Source organism: Desulfotruncus arcticus DSM 17038, from assembly GCF_900113335.1.
GTDB classification, from domain to species: domain Bacteria; phylum Bacillota; class Desulfotomaculia; order Desulfotomaculales; family Desulfallaceae; genus Desulfotruncus; species Desulfotruncus arcticus.
This window is the reverse complement of sequence record NZ_FOOX01000001.1, coordinates 331,614-352,000: the sequence shown is the minus strand read 5'-3', so window position 1 is coordinate 352,000 and position 20,387 is coordinate 331,614. Positions and strand designations below refer to the sequence as shown.

General features: G+C 43.2%; 19 protein-coding genes. 3 read left to right on the top strand and 16 right to left on the bottom strand.

Annotated elements, in window-relative coordinates; genetic code table 11:
- Positions 1–198 precede the first annotated feature (198 nt).
- The 13 genes from BM056_RS01745 to BM056_RS01685 form a co-directional block, all read right to left on the bottom strand.
- Entirely contained in the window at positions 199–594 is a 396-nt protein-coding gene (locus BM056_RS01745; RefSeq protein WP_092468414.1) for a response regulator, read from the bottom strand.
- Positions 595–725: 131 nt separating this feature from the next.
- On the bottom strand, positions 726–1,874 hold the full coding sequence (locus tag BM056_RS01740; RefSeq protein ID WP_092468105.1) for an amidohydrolase: 1,149 nt from the start codon (positions 1,872–1,874) through the stop codon (positions 726–728).
- A 59-nt stretch (positions 1,875–1,933) separates the two neighbouring features.
- The gene (locus tag BM056_RS01735) at positions 1,934–2,662 is read right to left on the bottom strand and encodes a gamma-glutamyl-gamma-aminobutyrate hydrolase family protein (RefSeq protein WP_092468103.1); all 729 of its coding nucleotides are present in this window, start codon (positions 2,660–2,662) and stop codon (positions 1,934–1,936) included.
- Between the two features lie 198 nt (positions 2,663–2,860).
- Positions 2,861–3,211, bottom strand: coding sequence for a type II toxin-antitoxin system PemK/MazF family toxin (locus BM056_RS01730; protein WP_092468101.1), 351 nt, complete (start codon positions 3,209–3,211; stop codon positions 2,861–2,863).
- Positions 3,211–3,489: a CopG family ribbon-helix-helix protein gene (locus tag BM056_RS01725; protein ID WP_092468099.1), complete on the bottom strand. Its 279-nt coding sequence runs from the start codon at positions 3,487–3,489 to the stop codon at positions 3,211–3,213. The genes BM056_RS01730 and BM056_RS01725 overlap by 1 nt, the downstream gene beginning before the upstream one ends.
- A 73-nt stretch (positions 3,490–3,562) precedes the next feature.
- A complete protein-coding gene (gene ilvN, locus BM056_RS01720) occupies positions 3,563–4,057 on the bottom strand; it encodes an acetolactate synthase small subunit (protein WP_092468097.1) in 495 nt (164 codons plus the stop codon).
- 14 nt (positions 4,058–4,071) lie between these two features.
- Positions 4,072–5,403: a type I glutamate--ammonia ligase gene (gene glnA, locus BM056_RS01715; protein ID WP_092468095.1), complete on the bottom strand. Its 1,332-nt coding sequence runs from the start codon at positions 5,401–5,403 to the stop codon at positions 4,072–4,074.
- 295 nt (positions 5,404–5,698) lie between these two features.
- The gene (gene glnA, locus BM056_RS01710) at positions 5,699–7,036 is read right to left on the bottom strand and encodes a type I glutamate--ammonia ligase (protein WP_092468093.1); all 1,338 of its coding nucleotides are present in this window, start codon (positions 7,034–7,036) and stop codon (positions 5,699–5,701) included.
- A gap of 92 nt (positions 7,037–7,128) precedes the next feature.
- Positions 7,129–7,716, bottom strand: a complete 588-nt coding sequence (locus tag BM056_RS01705) for an ANTAR domain-containing response regulator (protein ID WP_092468091.1) — start codon at positions 7,714–7,716, stop codon at positions 7,129–7,131.
- 181 nt (positions 7,717–7,897) lie between these two features.
- Positions 7,898–9,478: an FMN-binding glutamate synthase family protein gene (locus BM056_RS01700; RefSeq protein ID WP_092468089.1), complete on the bottom strand. Its 1,581-nt coding sequence runs from the start codon at positions 9,476–9,478 to the stop codon at positions 7,898–7,900.
- A gap of 132 nt (positions 9,479–9,610) precedes the next feature.
- Positions 9,611–10,936, bottom strand: coding sequence for a glutamine synthetase family protein (locus BM056_RS01695; RefSeq protein WP_435050946.1), 1,326 nt, complete (start codon positions 10,934–10,936; stop codon positions 9,611–9,613).
- A gap of 179 nt (positions 10,937–11,115) precedes the next feature.
- Positions 11,116–11,688, bottom strand: coding sequence for an ANTAR domain-containing response regulator (locus tag BM056_RS01690; RefSeq protein ID WP_092468085.1), 573 nt, complete (start codon positions 11,686–11,688; stop codon positions 11,116–11,118).
- 114 nt (positions 11,689–11,802) lie between these two features.
- A complete protein-coding gene (locus BM056_RS01685) occupies positions 11,803–13,713 on the bottom strand; it encodes a thioredoxin domain-containing protein (protein WP_092468083.1) in 1,911 nt (636 codons plus the stop codon).
- A gap of 203 nt (positions 13,714–13,916) precedes the next feature.
- Between BM056_RS01685 and BM056_RS01680 the strand changes: the two genes are divergently transcribed.
- The 3 genes from BM056_RS01680 (at position 13,917) to BM056_RS01670 (ending at position 17,459) form a co-directional block, all read left to right on the top strand.
- A complete protein-coding gene (locus BM056_RS01680; protein WP_092468081.1) occupies positions 13,917–14,861 on the top strand; it encodes an NAD-dependent epimerase/dehydratase family protein in 945 nt (314 codons plus the stop codon).
- Positions 14,862–14,959: 98 nt separating this feature from the next.
- Positions 14,960–16,261: a UDP-glucose dehydrogenase family protein gene (locus BM056_RS01675; RefSeq protein WP_092468079.1), complete on the top strand. Its 1,302-nt coding sequence runs from the start codon at positions 14,960–14,962 to the stop codon at positions 16,259–16,261.
- 46 nt (positions 16,262–16,307) lie between these two features.
- Positions 16,308–17,459 carry a glycosyltransferase family 4 protein gene (locus tag BM056_RS01670; protein WP_092468077.1) on the top strand — a complete coding sequence of 384 codons (1,152 nt, stop codon included), beginning with the start codon at positions 16,308–16,310 and terminating at the stop codon, positions 17,457–17,459.
- Positions 17,460–17,596: 137 nt separating this feature from the next.
- Here BM056_RS01670 and cotE read toward each other — a convergent pair whose 3' ends face one another.
- The 3 genes from cotE to BM056_RS01655 form a co-directional block, all read right to left on the bottom strand.
- Entirely contained in the window at positions 17,597–18,124 is a 528-nt protein-coding gene (gene cotE / locus BM056_RS01665) for an outer spore coat protein CotE (RefSeq protein WP_092468075.1), read from the bottom strand.
- Positions 18,125–18,271: 147 nt separating this feature from the next.
- Positions 18,272–19,288: a CotS family spore coat protein gene (locus BM056_RS01660; RefSeq protein WP_165613318.1), complete on the bottom strand. Its 1,017-nt coding sequence runs from the start codon at positions 19,286–19,288 to the stop codon at positions 18,272–18,274.
- Positions 19,289–19,317: 29 nt separating this feature from the next.
- Complete coding sequence (locus BM056_RS01655; RefSeq protein WP_165613317.1) at positions 19,318–20,316, bottom strand: CotS family spore coat protein; 999 nt, start codon at positions 20,314–20,316, stop codon at positions 19,318–19,320.
- Positions 20,317–20,387 lie beyond the last annotated feature (71 nt).

The following is a 20,387-nucleotide window of genomic DNA, read 5'->3' as shown; positions in this document are numbered from 1 at the left end:
CTGACCTCCAAAATAAATCGCTTTATTCTTATATTATAACCCATTGACGTTTGAGAGCTGCATTGCGTAAAGTATAAACAACGATATTATTTTTGGCAACATGAAAAGCGCGTTTAATCAGCAGGTGTGTCCCCTAACCGCAAATGGCCGGTATATTTTCCAAAAGTGTCCAAAAAACAAAAGATGGGTTACCATCTTTTATCCTGCTTGAGGAGCATAATAATTATCGTTACTAAATTTTTCACCTGTATAGTCATCGAGGAAATTCTTTATATCTTCAACATCAAAGGGTTTCGCTATACAGCATAATGCGCCGTTATTATTAGCACATTCAATAGTATCATCAGATCCATAGGCAGTCATTATTACAACATCTGTTTTCGGTGACATAGCTTTTATTCTCGTTAATGCCTCTAATCCACCCATAAGGGGCATTCGAACATCCATAAATATCAGATCAAATCTTTTGGACCTGGCCAGATCAACCGCCTCCAAACCGTTTTGAGCGGTAAATACATCGTGCCCCAACTCTTTTACTACTATATCCAACAGATACCTAACACCAGGCTGGTCATCAACAACTAATACATTCATTACTTTTTCATTCAAGGAAACAGCACCCCTTTGATTGTTGTAAATTTCTACATTATTTGACACTATGTTGTGCTAATGTATTATGCTGTCACTATATATTGTACTACATATTCTTAAATGATTCCTGCTTTTTATAAATAATCTTGATAAGAAACTTTGCCGTTAACATAAACTCTTTTTATTATGGTTCTGAGATCAAAAGGATGACCACTTAAAATAACTATATCCCCATCCATGCCTTGAGCTATGCTCCCGATGCGATTATCCAGCCCAATCAATCTGGCTGCATTTATAGTTATGGACTTTAGTGCCTGCTCCTCGCTTAATCCGCCCCGAACGGTAAGTCCCGCTGATATGGTCAGGTATTGTATAGGCACCACGGGATGATCAGTCATGATAGCAAAATTTACGCCTTTTTGGGCTAATGCTGCAGCTGTTTCAAGACTGCGCTCCTTTAACTCCACCTTAGCCCTGTTTACCATTACAGGACCTACAACGGCAGGTATACCGGCTGATGCCAGCCTATCGGCAATTAGTTGGCCTTCCGTGCAGTGCTCGATAATCAATAAAAGGTTGAATTCCGCACCAATCCGCAATGCCGTCATAATATCGTCAGCCCGGTGGGCATGCACTCGCAGTGGAATTTCTCGGCGCAGCACGCGGGCAATAGCTTCCATTTTTAAATCCCGCTCTGCTTGTTCCGGCTGGTTAATTTTCTTTAAATATTCCAATCCCTTAACCAGGGTTTCCCGCAGTATAGCGGCTGAAGCCATTCTGGTTGCGGGTGACTTTTTATTTTCTCCATAATTGCGTTTTGGGTTCTCACCAAGTGCCGCCTTTAACCCAACCGGGAAGCGTACGATCATGTCGTCAATTACGGTGCCGCAGGTTTTGATTACTGCCATTTCACCACCAATAATGTTGGAACTTCCCGGCCCGGTAACAACGGTGGTTATTCCTGCTGCCAGGGCATCTTTAAATCCAAGGTCAGCAGGGTTAACAGCGTCAATCGCCCTGAGGTGCGGGGTTACCGGGTCAGTGTTCTCGTTGACATCATCGCCCTCAATCCTGTATATTTCCTCAACTATCCCCAGATGGGTATGAGCGTCAATAAAACCGGGCATGACTACCATGCCCGTCGCGTCATATATATCGGCCTGCTTTGGTATTTTAATATCGTTACCAACAGCAAGTATTTTGCCTTTTTCAATTAATATCGTACCCCGGGTTAAAACGGGTCCTCTCATTGTAAATACAGTACCGCCGATAATTGCATGCATTTTATATCACCTGTTTTGTCATTTAAAAAGTATTTCGGTAGAAACAGTGCTTTTCCCTTTTAACGATTCTGACTTCTCGTCGACAAATAACGTGCTGATGCGTCAATATGACATTTAAACAGGTTGAGCATTATAGGATAACGTTTAAACATATTCTCCGGGTGAAACTGCACACCCAGTATATAATCATGTCCCAATCCTTCAATGGCCTCGGCTACACCATCACTGGAGCAGGCTGAGATACGAAATCCCGGTGCAGCAAGGTTAATTGCTTGATGATGATATGAGTTGACACGCAGTTCGTCTAAACCAATTATTTTTCTCAACAGTGTATTTTCGATTATTTTTATATTGTGGGTTGGATACCAGCGGGGCGCTTCCTGAGTGTGTTTATGGGCTTCAGGCAGGCTGCGATAAATATCCTGGCAAATGTCGCCGCCTGCCGCAACGTTCATCACTTGCATACCCCGGCAAATGCCGAATACCGGAATTCCTTCCGCTATGGCTCTGGATGTGATGGTTAATTCAAAAACATCGCGGAGGGGATCAATGTTCCCGCTTTGTGGCCAGGGCTCTTTGCCTATGTAACAGGGATCAATATCACCCCCGCCTGAAAGCAGCAAACCGCCGATTACGTTGATTATCCCGTCAATTGAGTGCTCTTCATGAGGTAGGATTAGTGGTGTTCCCCCCGCGGCCCGCACCGCTTCCACATAATCACCGCCCAGTTGAAATTTGTTTATGTTATAGTCAAAAGAACAGGTTATGCCTATTACAGGACGACGCAATCCTCACACTTCCTTTCCATATGTTTTTTAAATAACCATCCTATCCTGAAAAAGTTTTTAAGTTACTTGTATCTGGCGCTCCGGTGCTTCCCTCCGTGCGCTTCGCAATTTTCCTTATATCTTTTATAGTTACTCATTTATTATATGCTTTAAACGCAAAAAACCGCTGCACCTGGCAACGGTTTAAAGTGCTTCAATTTATATATCGACAAGTCCAAGGCTAATTTCAACGGCCTGGTTAACCTTAACCATCATTTCATTTTGCAGCAGTGCTACCTTTTCCATTAGCCTGCTTTTATCTATAGTACGAACCTGTTCCAATAGTATAACGGAATTTTTGCCTAATCCTGCTTGTCCTGCCGGCAGTTCTACGTGTGTAGGCAGCTTAGCCTTGGCAATTTGAGAGGTTATCGCGGCAACAATGGTAGTTGGGCTATACTGATTGCCAATATCATTTTGTAAAATTAAAACTGGGCGGGTACCTCCCTGCTCCGAACCAACCACAGGGCTAAGGTCGGCGTAATAAATTTCACCGCGGCGTATTTGCATTAACGTTTGCCTCCCGCTACCGCCCCATCAAAAACCATGGAAACCTCTGATTCCAGCCTGTATTGTTCAATGGCCAGGGCAAGATTTATTCTTGCCATTTCAAGATATCCTTTTTTCATTTCTTCCCTTAATAAACTGCGCTTGCGTTCAGCAATGTACAATTTCATAGCTTCCCTTACAAATTCACTGCGATTACGATTTTCGGAAGCCGCTATACAATCTATTTCGGTAAGCAAATACTCCGGTAGGCTGATCATTACCCGCTTCACCTGTGCCACAGCAAACCCCCCGTAAAACCAGTTATATCACACTATTATATACATACTTTATATATTCGTGTCAATACTACCCTTATTTACACTTAGCTGGTTCCGGCTGGCGTGAAAGGGCTATTTTACCGGTACGTACCATTTCAACGATACCCTGTTGTTCCAGTACGTGCGTAAAGGCGGTAATCTTCTGCTCGTCCCCAATAATCTGAATTACCATGGTTTCTTTGCCCACGTCAACAATATTGGCTCTGAAGATCTGGACAATGTCAACAATGTCCCGGCGCTTTTCAGGGTCAGCCTGAACTTTGATCAGGGCTAATTCCCTTTCAATTGAATCACGATCTTCCATTTTGGTGATATTAATTACATCTACCAATTTGGACAGTTGGTTAATAACCTGTTCCAGCACGCGGTCATCACCATTTACAGCGATTGTTATTCTGGTAATGTCAGGCTCTTCTGTATAGCCGGCAGCGATGCTTTCAATATTGAATACGCGTCTGCTGAGCAGGCCGGCAATACGTGCCAGAACACCCGGTTTGTTTAACACGAGTACAGCCAGTGTGTGAGTCATAATACACCTCCGCGTTAAAATTTTGTTAAATATAGGTCTAGCTCCCAGGGGTGAACCTGCATGCGGTAATTATCCCATTCAATTTTTTTAGCTTCCAGGAAACGCTGCAGCACGTGCGGTCCCAAAGCTTCCTTAACAATATCATCAGCTGCTAGATTGGCCATGGCGTCATAAAGACTATCGGGCAGAGTATTAATCCCCAGTTCCTTGCGTTCCTGCCGGGTAAGTTCGTAAATGTTTCTGTCACAGGGATTGGGACACTTAATTTTATTTTTGATACCGTCCAGTCCTGCTTTCAGGCATACTGCCAGAGCCAGATATGGGTTACAGGATGGGTCGGGACTGCGCAACTCAATGCGGGTGGACTGCCCTCGTTTGGCAGGCACCCTGATTAACGGGCTTCTGTTTCTATAAGACCAGGCGATGTAAACAGGTGCTTCATAGCCTGAAACAAGTCTTTTATAGGAGTTAATTGTTGGATTGGTAATAGCCGTAATGGCAGGTATGTGTTTAATCAAACCTCCAATATAGTGCAAACAATCTTCGTTAAGCTGGTTTGGCGCATCGGGATCATAAAAAGCGTTACTATTGTTTTTCATCAAAGACTGGTTTAGGTGCATGCCGGATCCGGCTATGCCGAATATGGGCTTGGGCATGAAAGTTGCGTGCAATCCGTGTCTTTGGGCGATAGTCCGCACGACAAACTTAAAAGTTACAACTTTATCGGCAATATCTAAAGCATCGGAATACTTGAAGTCAATTTCATGCTGGCCCGGAGCCACTTCGTGATGCGAAGCCTCAATTTCAAAGCCCATTTGCTGCAGGGTCATCACCATATCCCTGCGCGCGTTTTCCCCCAGGTCCACCGGTGTCATATCAAAATAACCGGCTCTGTCGTGGGTAATTGTTGTTGGTTGTCCTTCCTCATTAACGTGAAAAAGGAAAAATTCCGCTTCCGGCCCCACGTTCATTGAATAGCCCATTGCCTCCGCTTCTGCCACTGCTCTGCGCAGTACATTACGCGGGTCACCGATAAACGGAGTACCGTCGGAATTGTATATATCACATATTAAGCGCGCAACCGAACCTTCTCTGGGTTTCCAGGGGAATACCACAAAAGTGGACGGGTCAGGCCTCAAATACATATCCGATTCTTCAATGCGGACAAAACCTTCAATGGAAGAACCATCAAACATTAGTTCATCATTAAGAGCTTTGTCTAGTTGTTCCACAGGAATGGAAACATTTTTCAACACACCGAAGATATCAGTGAATTGAAGTCTTACAAATTTGACGTTATATTCCTTTACAAGATTGCGCACATCATCCTTGGTAAGTTCAGTCACTGAATGCCACACCTCTCCTTTGAGTTGAGCTATAACACCCGGGGCTAATTACAAAAAAAGCCTTTACAAGGCAGTAGCTATCGCTTACTGCCATGAAGGCTCCTTTGCCCCGGTAACGAGCACTTCCTCGTACTCTGTTATTTTTATAATTTAGTATAACACATACGTAACAAAAAGCTAGTATTTTTTAGCTATGACGGCTTTAGACAGCAACAAACGAAAAAAATGGCCCTGTTCCAACATGGGATCAGGGCGGAGGATGGAAACAAACATGTTAAATTTATAAAAATTTGCATTAAAAACGAGTAAGGTATTCTTCAATTTCCCAGTGGTGCACTTGAACACGGTACTGCTCCCACTCGGTGGTTTTTGCTTCAACATATTTACTAAAAATGTGCGGGCCCAAAGCGTCTTTTACTACATCGTCGGCGGCCAGTTCCGCCAGGGCCTCTTCTAAACTGCCGGGCAGACTACCAATACCAAATTCCTCACGTTCGGTTTTGGTCATCTCATAAATATTCCTATCGCATGGCGGCGGTGGGGTTATGCCTGTTTTAATGCCGTCAAGACCGGCTTTTAAGCAGGCGGCAATAGCCAGATAAGGATTACAGGACGGGTCCGGATTTCTTAATTCCACTCTGGTGCTCATTCCTCGCTTAGCAGGAATCCTAATTAACGGACTTCTGTTACGTCCGCTCCAGGCGAGATAAACAGGAGCTTCATAACCAGGCACAAGCCTCTTATAGGAATTAACCGTAGGGTTTGATATAGCACTGATCGCACGGGCGTGCTTCAGTAACCCTCCGATATAATTGCAGGCCTCCTGGCTGAGTTGCAATGGGCTTTCAGGATCAAAGAAAGCATTTTGGCCTTCTTTAAACAGGCTTTGATTCATATGCATGCCGCTACCGTTAATGCCAAAAACCGGTTTGGGCATAAAAGTGGCATGAAGCCCATGCCTTTGGGCAATGGTTCTGACAACAAATTTGAAAGTTACAATTTTATCGGCAATATCTAAAGCGTCGGAATATTTAAAGTCAATTTCGTGCTGCCCCGGTGCGACTTCGTGGTGCGAAGCCTCAATTTCAAAACCCATTTCTTCCAGGGTTAGAACCATATTGCGGCGGGCATCTTCACCCATATCAATCGGGGTCAAATCAAAATAACCGGCCCGGTCGTGGGTTTTCAGACTCGGATAACCATTTTCATCAATATGGAAAAGGAAAAATTCCAGTTCAGGGCCAACTTGCATGGTGTAGCCGAGTTCTTCCGCCTCTGCCATTACCCTTTTGAGGGTATTGCGGGGACATCCGATGTACGGAGTGCCATCAGGATTATAGATATCACACATAAGCCTGGCCACGGCACCGTCCCGGGGACGCCAGGGGAAAACAGCAAAGGTTTTCGGATCAGGCCTAAGATACATGTCTGATTCCTCAATTCTGGCAAAACCGTGGATTGAAGAACCGTCAAACATAAGTTCTCCATCCAACGCTTTCTCAAGCTGATCAACAGGTATGGCAACATTTTTTAAAACCCCGAGGATGTCCGTAAATTGAAGACGGATAAATTTTACGTTGGCTTCTTTTGCTTTTTCCATTACCTCAGCTTTAGTTGAGATGATATCACTCATTGCTAGTCCCACCTTTCTTAAAAAACGCCTTTAAAAACAGTTAACTAAACCGTTTTTAAAGGCGCCGTTGCCTTTTGGTTTTTATGAAACCTTTATTTTTTTGTTTTTAATGACTGAGACATAATCACAGCTTCTGCAATTACCCGCATGGAGACACGCTTGTTCATGCTTTGCCTTTGCATGCGTCTAAAAGCTTCAGCCTCGGTTAACCCTAATGTTTCTGTTAATATGCCCTTGGCTCTCTCAACTAATTTACGCGTTTCCAGCGTATCCTGTAATTCTTTGATTTGCTTTTCCAGGGAAGCTATTTCCTGATAGTTGGTTAAAGCCAGTTCGATGGCTGGTAAAAGGCTGCTTTCAATTATTGGCTTAAACAACAGTGAGAATACTTTGGCCTCCTTGGCTTTTTCCATTACACCCTGAAAACTTGCATCAGCTGTAGCAATTACCGGAGCAAGTTTATCTTCGTTTACAATTTTAGCTACTTGAAAACCATCCATGCTTTGTAATGCGGCATCTATGATCAATAAATCAGGCTGCCTGCTACGAACCATTTTCAGCGCGCTAACACCGTCTCCGGCTTCGCCAACAACCCAGTAGCCATATTTACTTAGCATTGCTTTAACGTTTTTGCGCCACATTGTGTCGGCACCTACCAGGACAATTCTGTGTTCGCTCATGGAGTTTTCCTCCCTAAAAGGTCCATATAGAAAATAAATGCCCCCATGGCATAAATTTATACCTAATGAGGGCAACGTTGCCTTTAAATATGATACGACATTGTATCACTAATTTTTCATTATAATAATTATAAACTAGTTAATTCTTAAAAAGCAATACTTAAAAAATGTCTTATTTTGTTTAACTTAGGATTTGTTCCGCCTCATCAGCATCACAATCCATAATATATTGAATACCGCTTACTTCCGAAGCTTCTCTGGTTAAAGCAACCAGATCATTCCTGGTCATATGCTCCAGGCTGAACTTGCGGGCTCCGCACATAAATTGGCGCAATCCTTGAGCCAGGCGCTCAAAGTAGCTATAAACACCAATTGCTCCAACGGGCAGACGGCTGAATTCCCCGGCGCCCAGTTTATCTTTAAGCTCTTCGGCACCGATAAATATTTGTTCCAGAGTTTCACCGTACTTTTTATGTTCATTCGGAACTTTGCCGTTCTTAATGCCTTCACCGACATTTTTACCAACCATTGCAGCGGTAAGGGCAGACCTGGCCATACCAATTGCCTTTGTATATGGCGCCCCCATAGCCAGACCCTTGAACATATGGTCTTCAAGGGTAAACCCTCCGGCAATGGCCACAGGGGGAATATAAGCACCTTTGGCGGCAAGCTTATCAAGATACTTAACCAGCAGTGCTTGAATATAAACAGTAGGTATGCCCCACTCATTCATCATCCGCCAGGGACTCATACCTGTGCCGCCACCGGCTCCGTCAACGGTCAACAGGTCCAGTTTGGCATCGGAAGCATATTTAACAGCACGAGCAAGGTCTGCCGGACGGTAGGCGCCGGTTTTCAACATTACATATTTGGCTCCGGCATTACGCAGATGCTCAACTCTGGACATAAATGATTCATATTCTACAAACCCTATTCTGGAGTGACGTTCGAATTCCCCGAAGGCTCCGGCTTTAAAGGCAGCCTGGACTTTGGGATCTTCAGGATTGGGCAGCACAATATAGCCACGACTCTTAAGCTGCAATGCTCTTTCCAGGGAATCCAACTTAACCTCTCCACCGATGTCCTTAGCTCCCTGGCCCCATTTAAGCTCAACAGCTTCAACACCAAGCTTCTCCAGAACATATTCCTGGGTACCCAGTGAAGTATCCTCTACATTGGCTTGAACCGCAATAAAACCTTTTCCGTTATACCATTCCTGGAAATCCTTAACTCTTCTTGCCATATTGGGTGAGTGGACGATACGCCCGTTTTGGATTTCGGAATTGGGGTCCATTGCGCAAACGTTTTCGCCTATCACAATGCCAACACCGCAAATGGCAGCACCTGCCGCCAGGTGGTTCCAGTTATTGGACGCGACGTTTGTTGATCCCATTCCCGCAACAACAACCGGCAAATTCAACTTGATATCACCATTCGCACCAACGGCACTTTCCAGGTTAACAGCGGGGAAAATGGCCTGATCTGAATCTGCAGCTATCCCGTAAGCGCCAACCGCCGTACCCATAATGTTAAAATGTGAATAGTCAACAGGATATTCTTTTTCAGAAGCTGATGTTGTTTTGCCAAATGGTTGGGGATATAGTACTTCTTTACCCCTTAAGGCTGATTTGCCGATTTCGCACAGCCCCGGGCATCCGTCCAGACATGTCACACACATGCCACTGTACGGACACTTGCTTTCACCGGTACGCAAACGTGTTAATGTTGCTGCGCTGGCGTTGATTCCATGACTAAAACTCATAATTACATCCTCCTATAACAAAATTATGCATTACCGGTTATCTGATACCGGTTTCTATCTACATCTCTGATTTTTTCTATTTATACTTGAATAATCAACCTGCAAAAGATATTGCCGGAGCACCTCCTTCTTTTAATAATTGCGCAGGTATTCTTCAAGTTCCCAGGGATGTACTTTTGATTGAAATCTTTCCCACTCATTTTCTTTTTCTTCTAGGTAGCGGGAAGAAATTGCCTCTCCAAGAGCGTACCAGGCAGTTTTATCCTGCCGAAATGCCCTGAGAGCATCTTCAAGGTTCCTGGGCAAGCCCATTTGCCTGATGACCTTTTTTATTTCCCACGCTGGAATGTCCTTAGCCAGTGGTTCCGGTGGCACTAGAGATTTCTTAATACCGTCCAGGCCAAACTGCAAAGCAGCTGACATTACCAGGTAAGGATTCCCCGCCGGGTCGGGACTTCTGAGTACGGCCCTGGTACCCGGCCCGCGCCAGGATGGGACACGAATCATTGTGCTGCGGTTGCCTTCGGACCAACCTGCCAGAATCGGTGCCAGGTCGTTTGCAGAAATTCGCTTATAAGAATTAACCAGTGGATTAGCCACGGCTGTAAGCGCCCCGGCATGTTCCAAAAGACCGGCTATAAATTGTTTGGCTGTTTTGCTAAGGCCTTCAGAAATGCTTTCGTCGTAAAACAAATTGCTGTCGTTTTGCCATAAAGACAACAAAAGATGCTGTCCCGATCCGTTATATTCCGAAACCGGTTTAGGCATAAAAGTTGCGTGCAGGCCATGCCGCTGGGCAATTGTACGCACAACAAACTTAAAAGTTGTGATGCTGTCTGCCATAGCTAAGGCGTCGTCATCTTTAAGAAAAATTTCATGCTGTCCGGGCGCAATCTCATGATGCGAAGAAGAAACGTCAAAACCCATTTCCTGTAATGTTAACACCATGTCCCGCCTGGCGTTTTCACCCATGTCCACAGGGGTAAGGTCGCAATAGCCTGCCTGGTCATGCGTGGTTACAGTGGGCTTTCCTGTATCATCGGTTTGGAATAAGAAAAACTCTATTTCAGCTCCAACCTGAAACTGCATGTTGAGTTTTTCCGCCAGTGCCAGGTTTTTCTTAAGTATCGAACGGGAACAGCCGGCAAAGGGTTTTCCGTCGGGATTAAGCACGTCGCAGATTAACCTTGCCACCGCCCCCTCCCGCGGACGCCAGGGAAATATCACAAATGTGGAAGGGTCCGGGTAAAGTAGGATATCAGCTTCATTTTGACCTACCACACCCTCGATAACAGAGCTGTCAAAGCTTATCTGTCCTTCCAGCGCCCGTTCAAGTTCTTCAATGGTTATAGCAATATTTTTTAACGTGCCGAAAATATTGGTAAATTGGAGTCTAATAAATTTAACATTATACTCTGCAGCTTTTTCCAGAACATCATTTTTAGTAAAAGTTTTCAACATAACCTACTCCTTTGGGTAAACAATTGCGGAAAGTAAAAACGCCCCAAGCATGCCTGCATCGCAGACTGCTTGGGACGTCATTGCCCCTGACTCAATTTACCCGCAACCTTAATTATAAGTAATAATATAGAAAAATCAACAATTAGCAGCAAGGAATATTGTATACATCAAATATATCATCTAACCTGTAACTTGGCAATTACATTTTTGGCTACTTTAGTAATTGGAATGCATTTATCCATACTGGCCTTCTGAAGGTATCTAAACGCTTCTCCTTCAGAAAAACCTTTTTTATCCATGAGTAAGCCTTTCGCTCTTTCAAGCAGCTTTCTTTGCTCAATTTCGTGTTTGAGCTTTTTAATTTCTCTTTCCAACGTTTTAACGTTATTAAATGTATTAATTGCTGTTTCAATGGCAGGTAAAATACCTGTTTCGTGTATTGGTTTTAAGATCATGCCGAATACACCCGCTGCTTTGGCAATTTCCATCATATCCTCTTCAGAATATGAGGTAGCTATTAAAACAGGCGCTATGTGATGATCATAAATGTCTCTGGCTAAAGATAAACTTCCACCTGGCAGATTATCATCTATTATAATCACGTCCGGGTCAATTTGCAGTGCTGCCTGCAGCGCACCCTTGGCCTCATTTTGTTCAGCAACCACCAAATAACTGGACCTTTGTAAAATTTCAATAAGCTGGTTATGGTAGCTTTTTTCCGCATTGGCAACCAATACTCGCGTAGCCAAGCAACGTCACATCCCTGCCACTTCAGTCAGTCACATTGTAACATAGCTGCTTATTGCAGTACAATGCAAGTTTATAATCGTTTCACTCCCGGCAATGACAGATGTTTTGATAACTTAATTTATCTCCTGAATTTGGTTACCAGCAGCACTGGCTGCATTATCATCAGGTGGTAAATGCAGGGGTTCCATTTGAGTTTCTTGGTTTTGACTTCTAACATTAATTAACTGGGCGCATTTGTCCGCCGCAAACAATAGCGCAGTTAAAAAGAATGAATAACCACCGGGGTGGCCTGCGACAGTTCCCAAAAAAGCAGCTATTTGTTTTTCGATAGGTTTTATATAATTATCATCATTGGTAGCTGTAAATAATTGAAGCAGGTTCCAGGTCATAACGGAATTACCGGAAGGGATGGCGCCGTCATAGATTTCTTTGGGCCTGGTGATAAGTGATTCAGCATCAGACCCATAAAAGAAATACCCCCCCCTGGCCTGGTCTCCGAAAAGATCCCGGGTTAACTTCGCCCATTTAATGGCCTGACTTAAATACTCATCTTCCATAGTAGCTTGATAAAGTTCCAGCAGGCTCCAGGTTAAAAAGGCGTAATCGTCCAAATAAGCAGGGTGTGCGACTTCGCCGTCCCGATAACGGGCCATAAGCCTGCCATTGCTTTCTACCAGATGAGTCATGATAAATTGCAGAGCTTTTTGGGCTGCATTCAAATAGCTTTGATCATTGAGCACGGACGAACCTCTGGCCAGAGCAGCGATCATTAAACTGTTCCAGGCGGTTAATATTTTGTCGTCCCTGTAAGGCCTGGCTCTCTTTTCCCTTCGCTGAAAAAGCTTTTCTCTGTAGATTGCCATTTCTTTGGCCAGTTCAGTTTCATTTACCATAAGTTCACCGGCTTTTTCTTGCAAAGTCCCGGCTATAAGATTGGGTATGCTATAACCTTCGAAATTGCCTTCATTTGTAATGTCGTATACACGGCAGAAAACATCGCCTTTTTCTTTACCCAAAACTTTAATTATTTCAGAAGGCGTCCAGACATAAAATTTCCCTTCCACTCCTTCAGAGTCAGCATCTTCAGCTGAATAGAACCCGCCTTCGGGACTGGTCATATCTCTTAAGACATAACTAAAAATTTGTCTGGTTGCGTCAGCGTAAAAAGCCGATCCTGTGGCCTGATAGGCTTCAAGGTAAGCCAGGGCCAGCAAGGCGTTGTCATATAGCATTTTTTCAAAATGCGGCACCAGCCATTTTTCATCAGTAGCATACCGGGAAAACCCAAAGCCGATGTGGTCGTTTATTCCACCGAGGTACATTGATCTAAGTGTTTTTTCCACCATGCCCAGAGCCGGCCTGACACCGTTTTTTTGATAATAACGCATTAAAAATAAAAGATTATGCGGGGTTGGGAATTTAGGTGCGGTGCCAAATCCTCCGTACTTTGCATCAAAAGCCTGTAGAAAATAGTTATATCCTTGCTCAATAACATCCTCAACGGTTCCCTCGAACCTGCCAATAGGTTCGTGCTGTATATGTTGGGTGATCATTTCCGCGGCTTCCAGAACAGCGTCCTTTTCCTCATGCCACTTTCGGGCCGCTTGTTGCAAAATGTCAACCAGGCCCGCCCTTCCCCATTTTGAGGTTTTGGGAAAGTAAGTGCCTGCAAAAAAAGGTTTTTTTTCGGGCGTCATGATAATCGTTAGCGGCCACCCCCCCTGGCCGGTAAGCGCTTGGCATACGCTCATATAGATATTATCAATGTCCGGCCGTTCTTCACGATCTACTTTAATAGAAATAAAATTTTGGTTAAGCAGCTCTGCTACTCCTTCATCTTCGAAAGATTCACGCTCCATTACATGGCACCAGTGACAGGTGGAATAGCCTATGCTAAGGAACACCAGTTTACCTTCTCCCTTGGCTTTTTCAAAGGCTTCCTCGCTCCAGGGATACCAGTCCACCGGATTGTTTTGATGCTGAAGCAGGTACGGGCTCTTTTCATTGGCAAGCCTATTAGACATAAAAATTACCTCCCAAAATCGTTTGAGGTTATTATCCCAAAAAGACTTGCAAAAATATGAACAGCAATTTGCAAGTTGAATTTTAATATTTTGTTTATTATCAAAAAAATAGCAAAACACCAATTACATAGTGGGCATTCCTTGTCTGTAACCAAATGCCAATTCCCACATAAGATGTAATAATTACATCAAAGGGGTGCGATATGAATAAATGCTTGGTTACAGGTGCGGCTGGGTTTATAGGTTCCCACTTGGTTGAAAAGCTTGTCTCAAATGGTTTTTATGTGTATGGCATTGATTCCTTTACCAATTATTATAACCAGGAGCAAAAGAAACGGAATATTGAGGTATACATCAACCAGCCAAATGTTGCTTTTTATTCAGCGGATATATTGAGTGCAGACCTTTCATTATTTGCCAAAGATATTGATTACTGCTTTCATCTGGCCGGAGAACCGGGAGTTAGGTTAAGTTGGGGTCAGACCTTCCAAAATTACTTACACCTGAATGTGTTAACAACCCAAAAGCTTCTGGAGTTTTTAAAAAACATCTCTATTAAAAAGTTTGTATATGCCTCAAGCTCCTCGGTTTACGGAATATGTAATTTACCTATGCAAGAAGCAAGCTTGCCAAAACCTATTTCGCCTTACGGGGTAACAAAATTCGCTGCTGAACAAATTTGCCACACCTACTGGCACAATTACCAAATTCCTACCGTGGCCTTACGCTATTTTACGGTATACGGCCCGAGACAGCGACCCGATATGGCTTTTTCAAAAATGATCAGGTGCCTGAAAGAAGGAGAGTTATTTTATGTTTACGGCGATGGCAGACAAACCAGAGATTTCACTTACGTCGAAGATATTGTAGAGGCAACCATATCTGCCGCCAAGTCCGATGCTCGTGGTGAAGTTATAAATATTGGCGGGGGGAGCAGGGCGAACCTCCTTAAAATAATTGAAATTTTGCAAAAAATCTCAGGTGGCAAGCTAAGGTTCAAACATATAGAAGGACAAAAAGGTGACCCGGTCGATACTCTTGCCGACCTGGAAAAAGCAAAAAAATATTTAAATTACAAGTCTAAAACCAGCCTTGAACAGGGTCTGAGGAGCCAATTCCAGTGGTTTGATGATTTATTAGATACATAGTTCATAGTTCCCAACAGCTTAAGTACTACCAAATTAAGGATAAACAGTAATAATTTTAAAGATATTTTATCTGAAGACTTTATTAGGTGGTGTTCTAGGTGCGTATATGTGTAATCGGATCAGGATATGTGGGCCTCGTAACGGGGTCCTGTCTGACGGGTATGGGACATAGTGTTACTTTGGTAGATCGTGACGGTGACAAAATAGCCCGTTTGAAATCGGGGGAAACACCGATTTACGAACCAGGTTTGGCTGATTTGGTCGGTAAAGCCAGAGGTGCGGGATTAATTGAATATACAACCAATCTTAATGAAGGTGTAAAAAACGCTGGCATGATTTTTATTACTGTGGACACTCCATGCAACAAGGATGGTTCCGCGAATTTGAGCAGGGTTCTGCAGGTAGCGGAAGAGATCGGTAAAAATATTGATGACTTTAAAACTATAGTTTTAAAAAGTACGGTCCCCGTAGGAACTACCCGATTGGTTAATGAATGCCTGCAAAAGCAGCGCAGGAGTCAGAACTTCGAACTGCTTACCAATCCCGAGTTTCTGCGTGAAGGTAACGCTGTTTACGATTTTCTCCATCCGGAACGGGTTATTATCGGCACGGAACGGAGCAGTTATACAAAAACACTGACAAACATTTATAAGCATATTTGTGAACGTATTATAATAACTAATTGGGAAAACGCTGAGTTGATCAAGTATTCCGCAAATGCTTTTCTTGCTGCAAAGATCTCATTTATCAATGAGATCGCCTGCGTATGTGAAGAGGTTGGAGCAGATATAACCAAGGTGGCGGAGGGAATAGGTTATGACTCCAGGATAGGACCTCATTTTTTAAAAGCAGGATTAGGCTACGGAGGATCGTGTTTGCCTAAAGATGTTAGCGCCATGATTGCCACCGGCCAAAAAGCAGGTTGTGAAATGAGGCTTCTCCGTTCAGTTGCGCAGGTTAATTCAGACCAGCGCCGCAAGTTTGTGAAAAAATTAAGTAAATTATTGCCCGAACAGACGGGTTTGGCAATCGGGGTATGGGGCCTGTCTTTTAAACCGGGGACCGATGACATCAGGGAAAGCTCCGCCCTGGAGGTAATCGCACAGCTCAAAGAATTGGGTTGTCTGATTAAGGTATATGATCCTGCAGCAATGCCTAATTTTAAGCTGCTGCATCCTGACCTGCATTATTGTAACGACTTATACGAGGCTGCCCGGGAATCGGAAGCTTTGTTGATATTAACCGATTGGCAAGAATTTGTGAACGCCGACCTGAACAAGGTGGGAAGCTTAATGAAAAGCAAAGTGATAATTGACGGGAGAAATATTTATGAACCTGATTTAATGAAAAAGTTTGCTTTTAAGTATTATTCTATAGGACGTCAGAAAATCGATAAATAAAAAAAAATAAATATTCCCCAAATAACCTAACGGGTATGGTGATAAAATGAAGGTTGCTTTAGTTTGCAGTGAAAAATTACCTGTACCTCCGGTCCGCGGCGGAGCAATTCAATTATATATTGAAGGTATCGTTCCTTTTCTAAATAAAAAGCACCAGCTAACAGTGTTTTCTATTAGTGATCCGGAGCTGAAAGATCACGAGATACTTAACGGTGTTGAGTATTGCCGGGTGCCTGCCAGCAGTAAAAATAATTACGTCGCACTGGTTTCCCGGGAATTGTCCGCAGGACAGTTCGAAATCGTGCACATTTTCAATCGGCCCCAATCATTTAAATCTTTTTATACCGCCTCTCCCGGCAGCAAGTTTGTCTTGAGCCTTCATAACGAAATGTTTGCCCCTAACAAGATTGGCAATGAGCAGGCTGCTTTTTGTCTTGAAGCTGTGCATCAGGTTGTCACAGTTAGCGATTTTATTAAAAAGACTGTGGAAAACAGATATCCTCCTGCCACCGGTAAAGTTAGAACAGTCTATTCAGGGGTAAACCCCGACGAATTTCAACCCGTATGGACAGAAAAGGCCAGGGAAATAAGGCAAAAAATTAAAGGCCAGTTTGGCATCGGGAGCGGCAAATTAGTTTTGGTTGTCACAAGGTTTTCAGAGAAAAAGGGAGTACATCTTGTTATTTCGGCCATGGAAGAAGTCCTAAAAAAATATCCGCAAACAATTTTGATGGTGGTGGGCAGCAAGTGGTACGGGAGCAATAGGATAGATGCCTATGTAACACACGTATATAATTTAGCCAAAAATATACCTGAAAAGCATATAATTTTTACCGGTTTTATACCACCCAGGCAGGTCGTTGAGTTTTTTTCCGCCGGTGATATTTTTATATGCGCGTCACAATGGCAGGAACCATTAGCCAGAATACACTACGAGGCCATGGCCGCAGGACTGCCGATTATTACAACAGACCGGGGCGGTAATGCTGAAGTTGTTGAAGGATATGGCAACGGGATCATTGTCCCTGAATATAACAATAGCGGGGATTTCGCTTGGGCTATCAAATATTTGCTTGAAAATCCGGAAACAGCACTGGCTATGGGGAAGCGGGGCAGAAAAATGGCTGAGGAGAAATATAACTGGGGCAGAGTAGCCAGGGAGATAATGGAAATATATGCCGCAATCGAGCACTGTTAAAGGAATTTATTTATATCTTTGCGGAAAGGGGACACCTCCTTCGGAGGAATGTCCCCGATTTAAAGCACAACAGGACCCTGCCCGGGTATGGAAGCAAGGTCCTGTTGCGCTATAAGTTCACTTTTATCTGTAAGCTCTTAGTCGTCATCTTCCTCCCCGTTAGGCTCATAGATGCATACCGAAACCTTCGTTTCACCAACTATTTCAGCGTAAACCCCCAGTTCCACGTTAATTTTAATTTTGTTATCCTTGGTAATAGTGCTCTCAAGGCATTCAGGACTCTTGATAATTTCTACCTTGGCGTCAACCAGACTGATGATGCCCTTCTCGAATTCCGATATGGGAATAATTTCTTCAAATTGTACGTTTTGCCTGGCCACGTCAGTTGAATTTTTATGAGCATACCAGACATGTACTTCAAAAGTGCCGCTTATGTTGATACCTGGTTCTTCCCTTGACATTGCTTCACTGATGCCTGTATTATTGGTAAGCTCAAGCATGGTAATAGTAGTTCCCAATACGTCAGTCGGGTGTTGACCTTCCGGGATGTCAATGAACTGACTTAAACGAAAAAATTTTTTAGCATTGCCACAAATAGCTTTGGTAATAATCTCTCTATATTTTTTAGAAGCTGGTTTAGAATTGGACGCTTCGATATGTTGCATAGATTTAACCCCTCCTTATAATTTATTTTTAACATTTTGTTACCTGTTACCAAATAATTGCCAATTCACATGCCTTAATTCATTTAAAACAAAGGTAGTTTATTATATGAATCAGTAAAATAAGATGTGCTTAAAATTGAAATAACATTAATGCTTATTAACTGTTTGTTCAAGTATCTGTAAAATTACTTCTTCTTTATTTATTTCCGTCCGGATTGATTGTTTAAGCTTTTCCACATACTTACCGAGACTCCAGTCGGGAGCCCGGTTAAGATAATACTTGTCAACTACACCACAAAATAGGTGAGGAAATAAAAGATCGGCAGCCACTACTTCCCATTGTCCTTTAGTCAACGGATAATTATCTTGATAAACTGCTGCTATGAGTTTTAGTGTCTTGACTTTTCGACTTCCTTCTTTTTTCAAAATCTTGTTGATGATTTTTCTCAAATCCCGCGCCGGGATATCGACTGTTATGGAGTCAAGATCAAAAACAGTTATTCCCCCGTCGCTCTGCATTTTTAAGTTTTTCGGGGTGAAATCCTGATGACAAAGCCCCCCCCTGGTCCGGACCAATTCCAACCATTCCTTGTAGTCCGATTTTTCCAGCCTCTTAACTGCCTGCGCTATTCTTGCAAAGGCAAGTTCAGAATTTTGCAAAAAAATTTCTGAGAATTCATCTTTATCCCTGAGTTCACGGGCATGTTGGAAATGGGCCTGCAACTGATTTTTTTTCTTTTGGTAACTCTCGGGCCATGTACCCAGATGGGAGCGGCAGTCACTTCCCGAGGAAGGGTTAAAGCCCAAGGAACCACGATGGAAAGCTGCCAAAGAGGATAATATTGCCTCAGTATCGCGGTTATAATCAGGTTTTTTACCACCAACCCATTCCATTAAAATATAAGCCAGATCATTTGCGGAGGCAAAATTTTTCTGGCTTTTAGTTTTAACTAATTTAGGTATACGCACACCGGCACTGATCAAATGGCTTGCCGCGTCTGTAATAAATTTAGTCTGCGCAACTGAGGAGGGCATTTTTTTTAAAACCATCTTTTTATCACCCAAATTTACCTGCCAAACCGTCTTTTTGCCCTTGTCCCTAATTTCAAATACCTGCGCATTTGTAACATTGTATTGATTTAAAACGTTAGATAACAAATCCATATGTTTCGTGGTGGATGGAGGCACCCGTTTCACTCTCCTTTGATTAACGCAGATAACATTTGAATTTTTCTCCTGGCCACTGAACATGTTAAAGATATTTCACCGGGTTTGATGGACTTTCCCTTGATGAAAAAATTTTTTGCGGTGTCATGCAATTCATGGGGAAATAGTAAATCAATGTATAAAACCCGGCGCTTCCCATCATCCAACGGGTTTATCTTTTCATACCAGGCGAGGATTTCATTTATTTGCTCCAGGTCCCATCTGCTGCGCCCTGACATTATTTTAATAATAACTTTACGTAAATCCCGACTGGGGAGATCGAAGGTTACTCCGTCCAAATCCAGTACGTATACTCCGTCCGACGTAATTAATGCGTTTCCGTCACCATAATCCTGGTGACATAAATTGCCTAATTCTCTTATGTCGTTAACCCAATTGCTATAATCAGAGAGCTCCAGTAATTTTACACAATCCATGCCAACCTCGGTCATTTCGCTTATTTCATTTAAAAAAGCCCGGCATACAGGGTGTTGCGGCTTCTCCAGCGATTGTTTTTGCCATTCATCAAAACGTTTTAAAACTGATTGATAATAATTGACCATTCGATCAAGCTTGGAAGATATACGGCACTCTGTAGGAGGAATGTAACCGGCCGAACCAACATGAAACTGCGCCAAGCCCTCCATGGCTACTTTTAAATCTCGTGACAAGGTAATGCTTCGGCCCTCAATCCATTTGTAGAGAACAAATAGATGCCCCTGAAATTCTACATAATCTTTACCATTGAGAGCCGGGAAGATTCCGGGCACCCTGGCTCCTTTACGCACCATATGCTTTTGCGCGTTAATTGAAAATAGTGCTTTGTCCTTGCTGTGTCGAAGTCTTTTCAGACAAAGAGTTTCATTGCCTGATTTTATTTTCCACACCGTCTTAATTCCGCCACTTTGTATTATTTTTATTTCACCAGGTTTTTTCCCATACTCCAGAAGTACTGTATTGGCGATATCATATAAAGCAGAAGACATGTGCGATCCTCCTAAAGTTAAATGCAAATTCATTCCATTATATCTTATGAGAATAAACCCCAGGTGGTGTA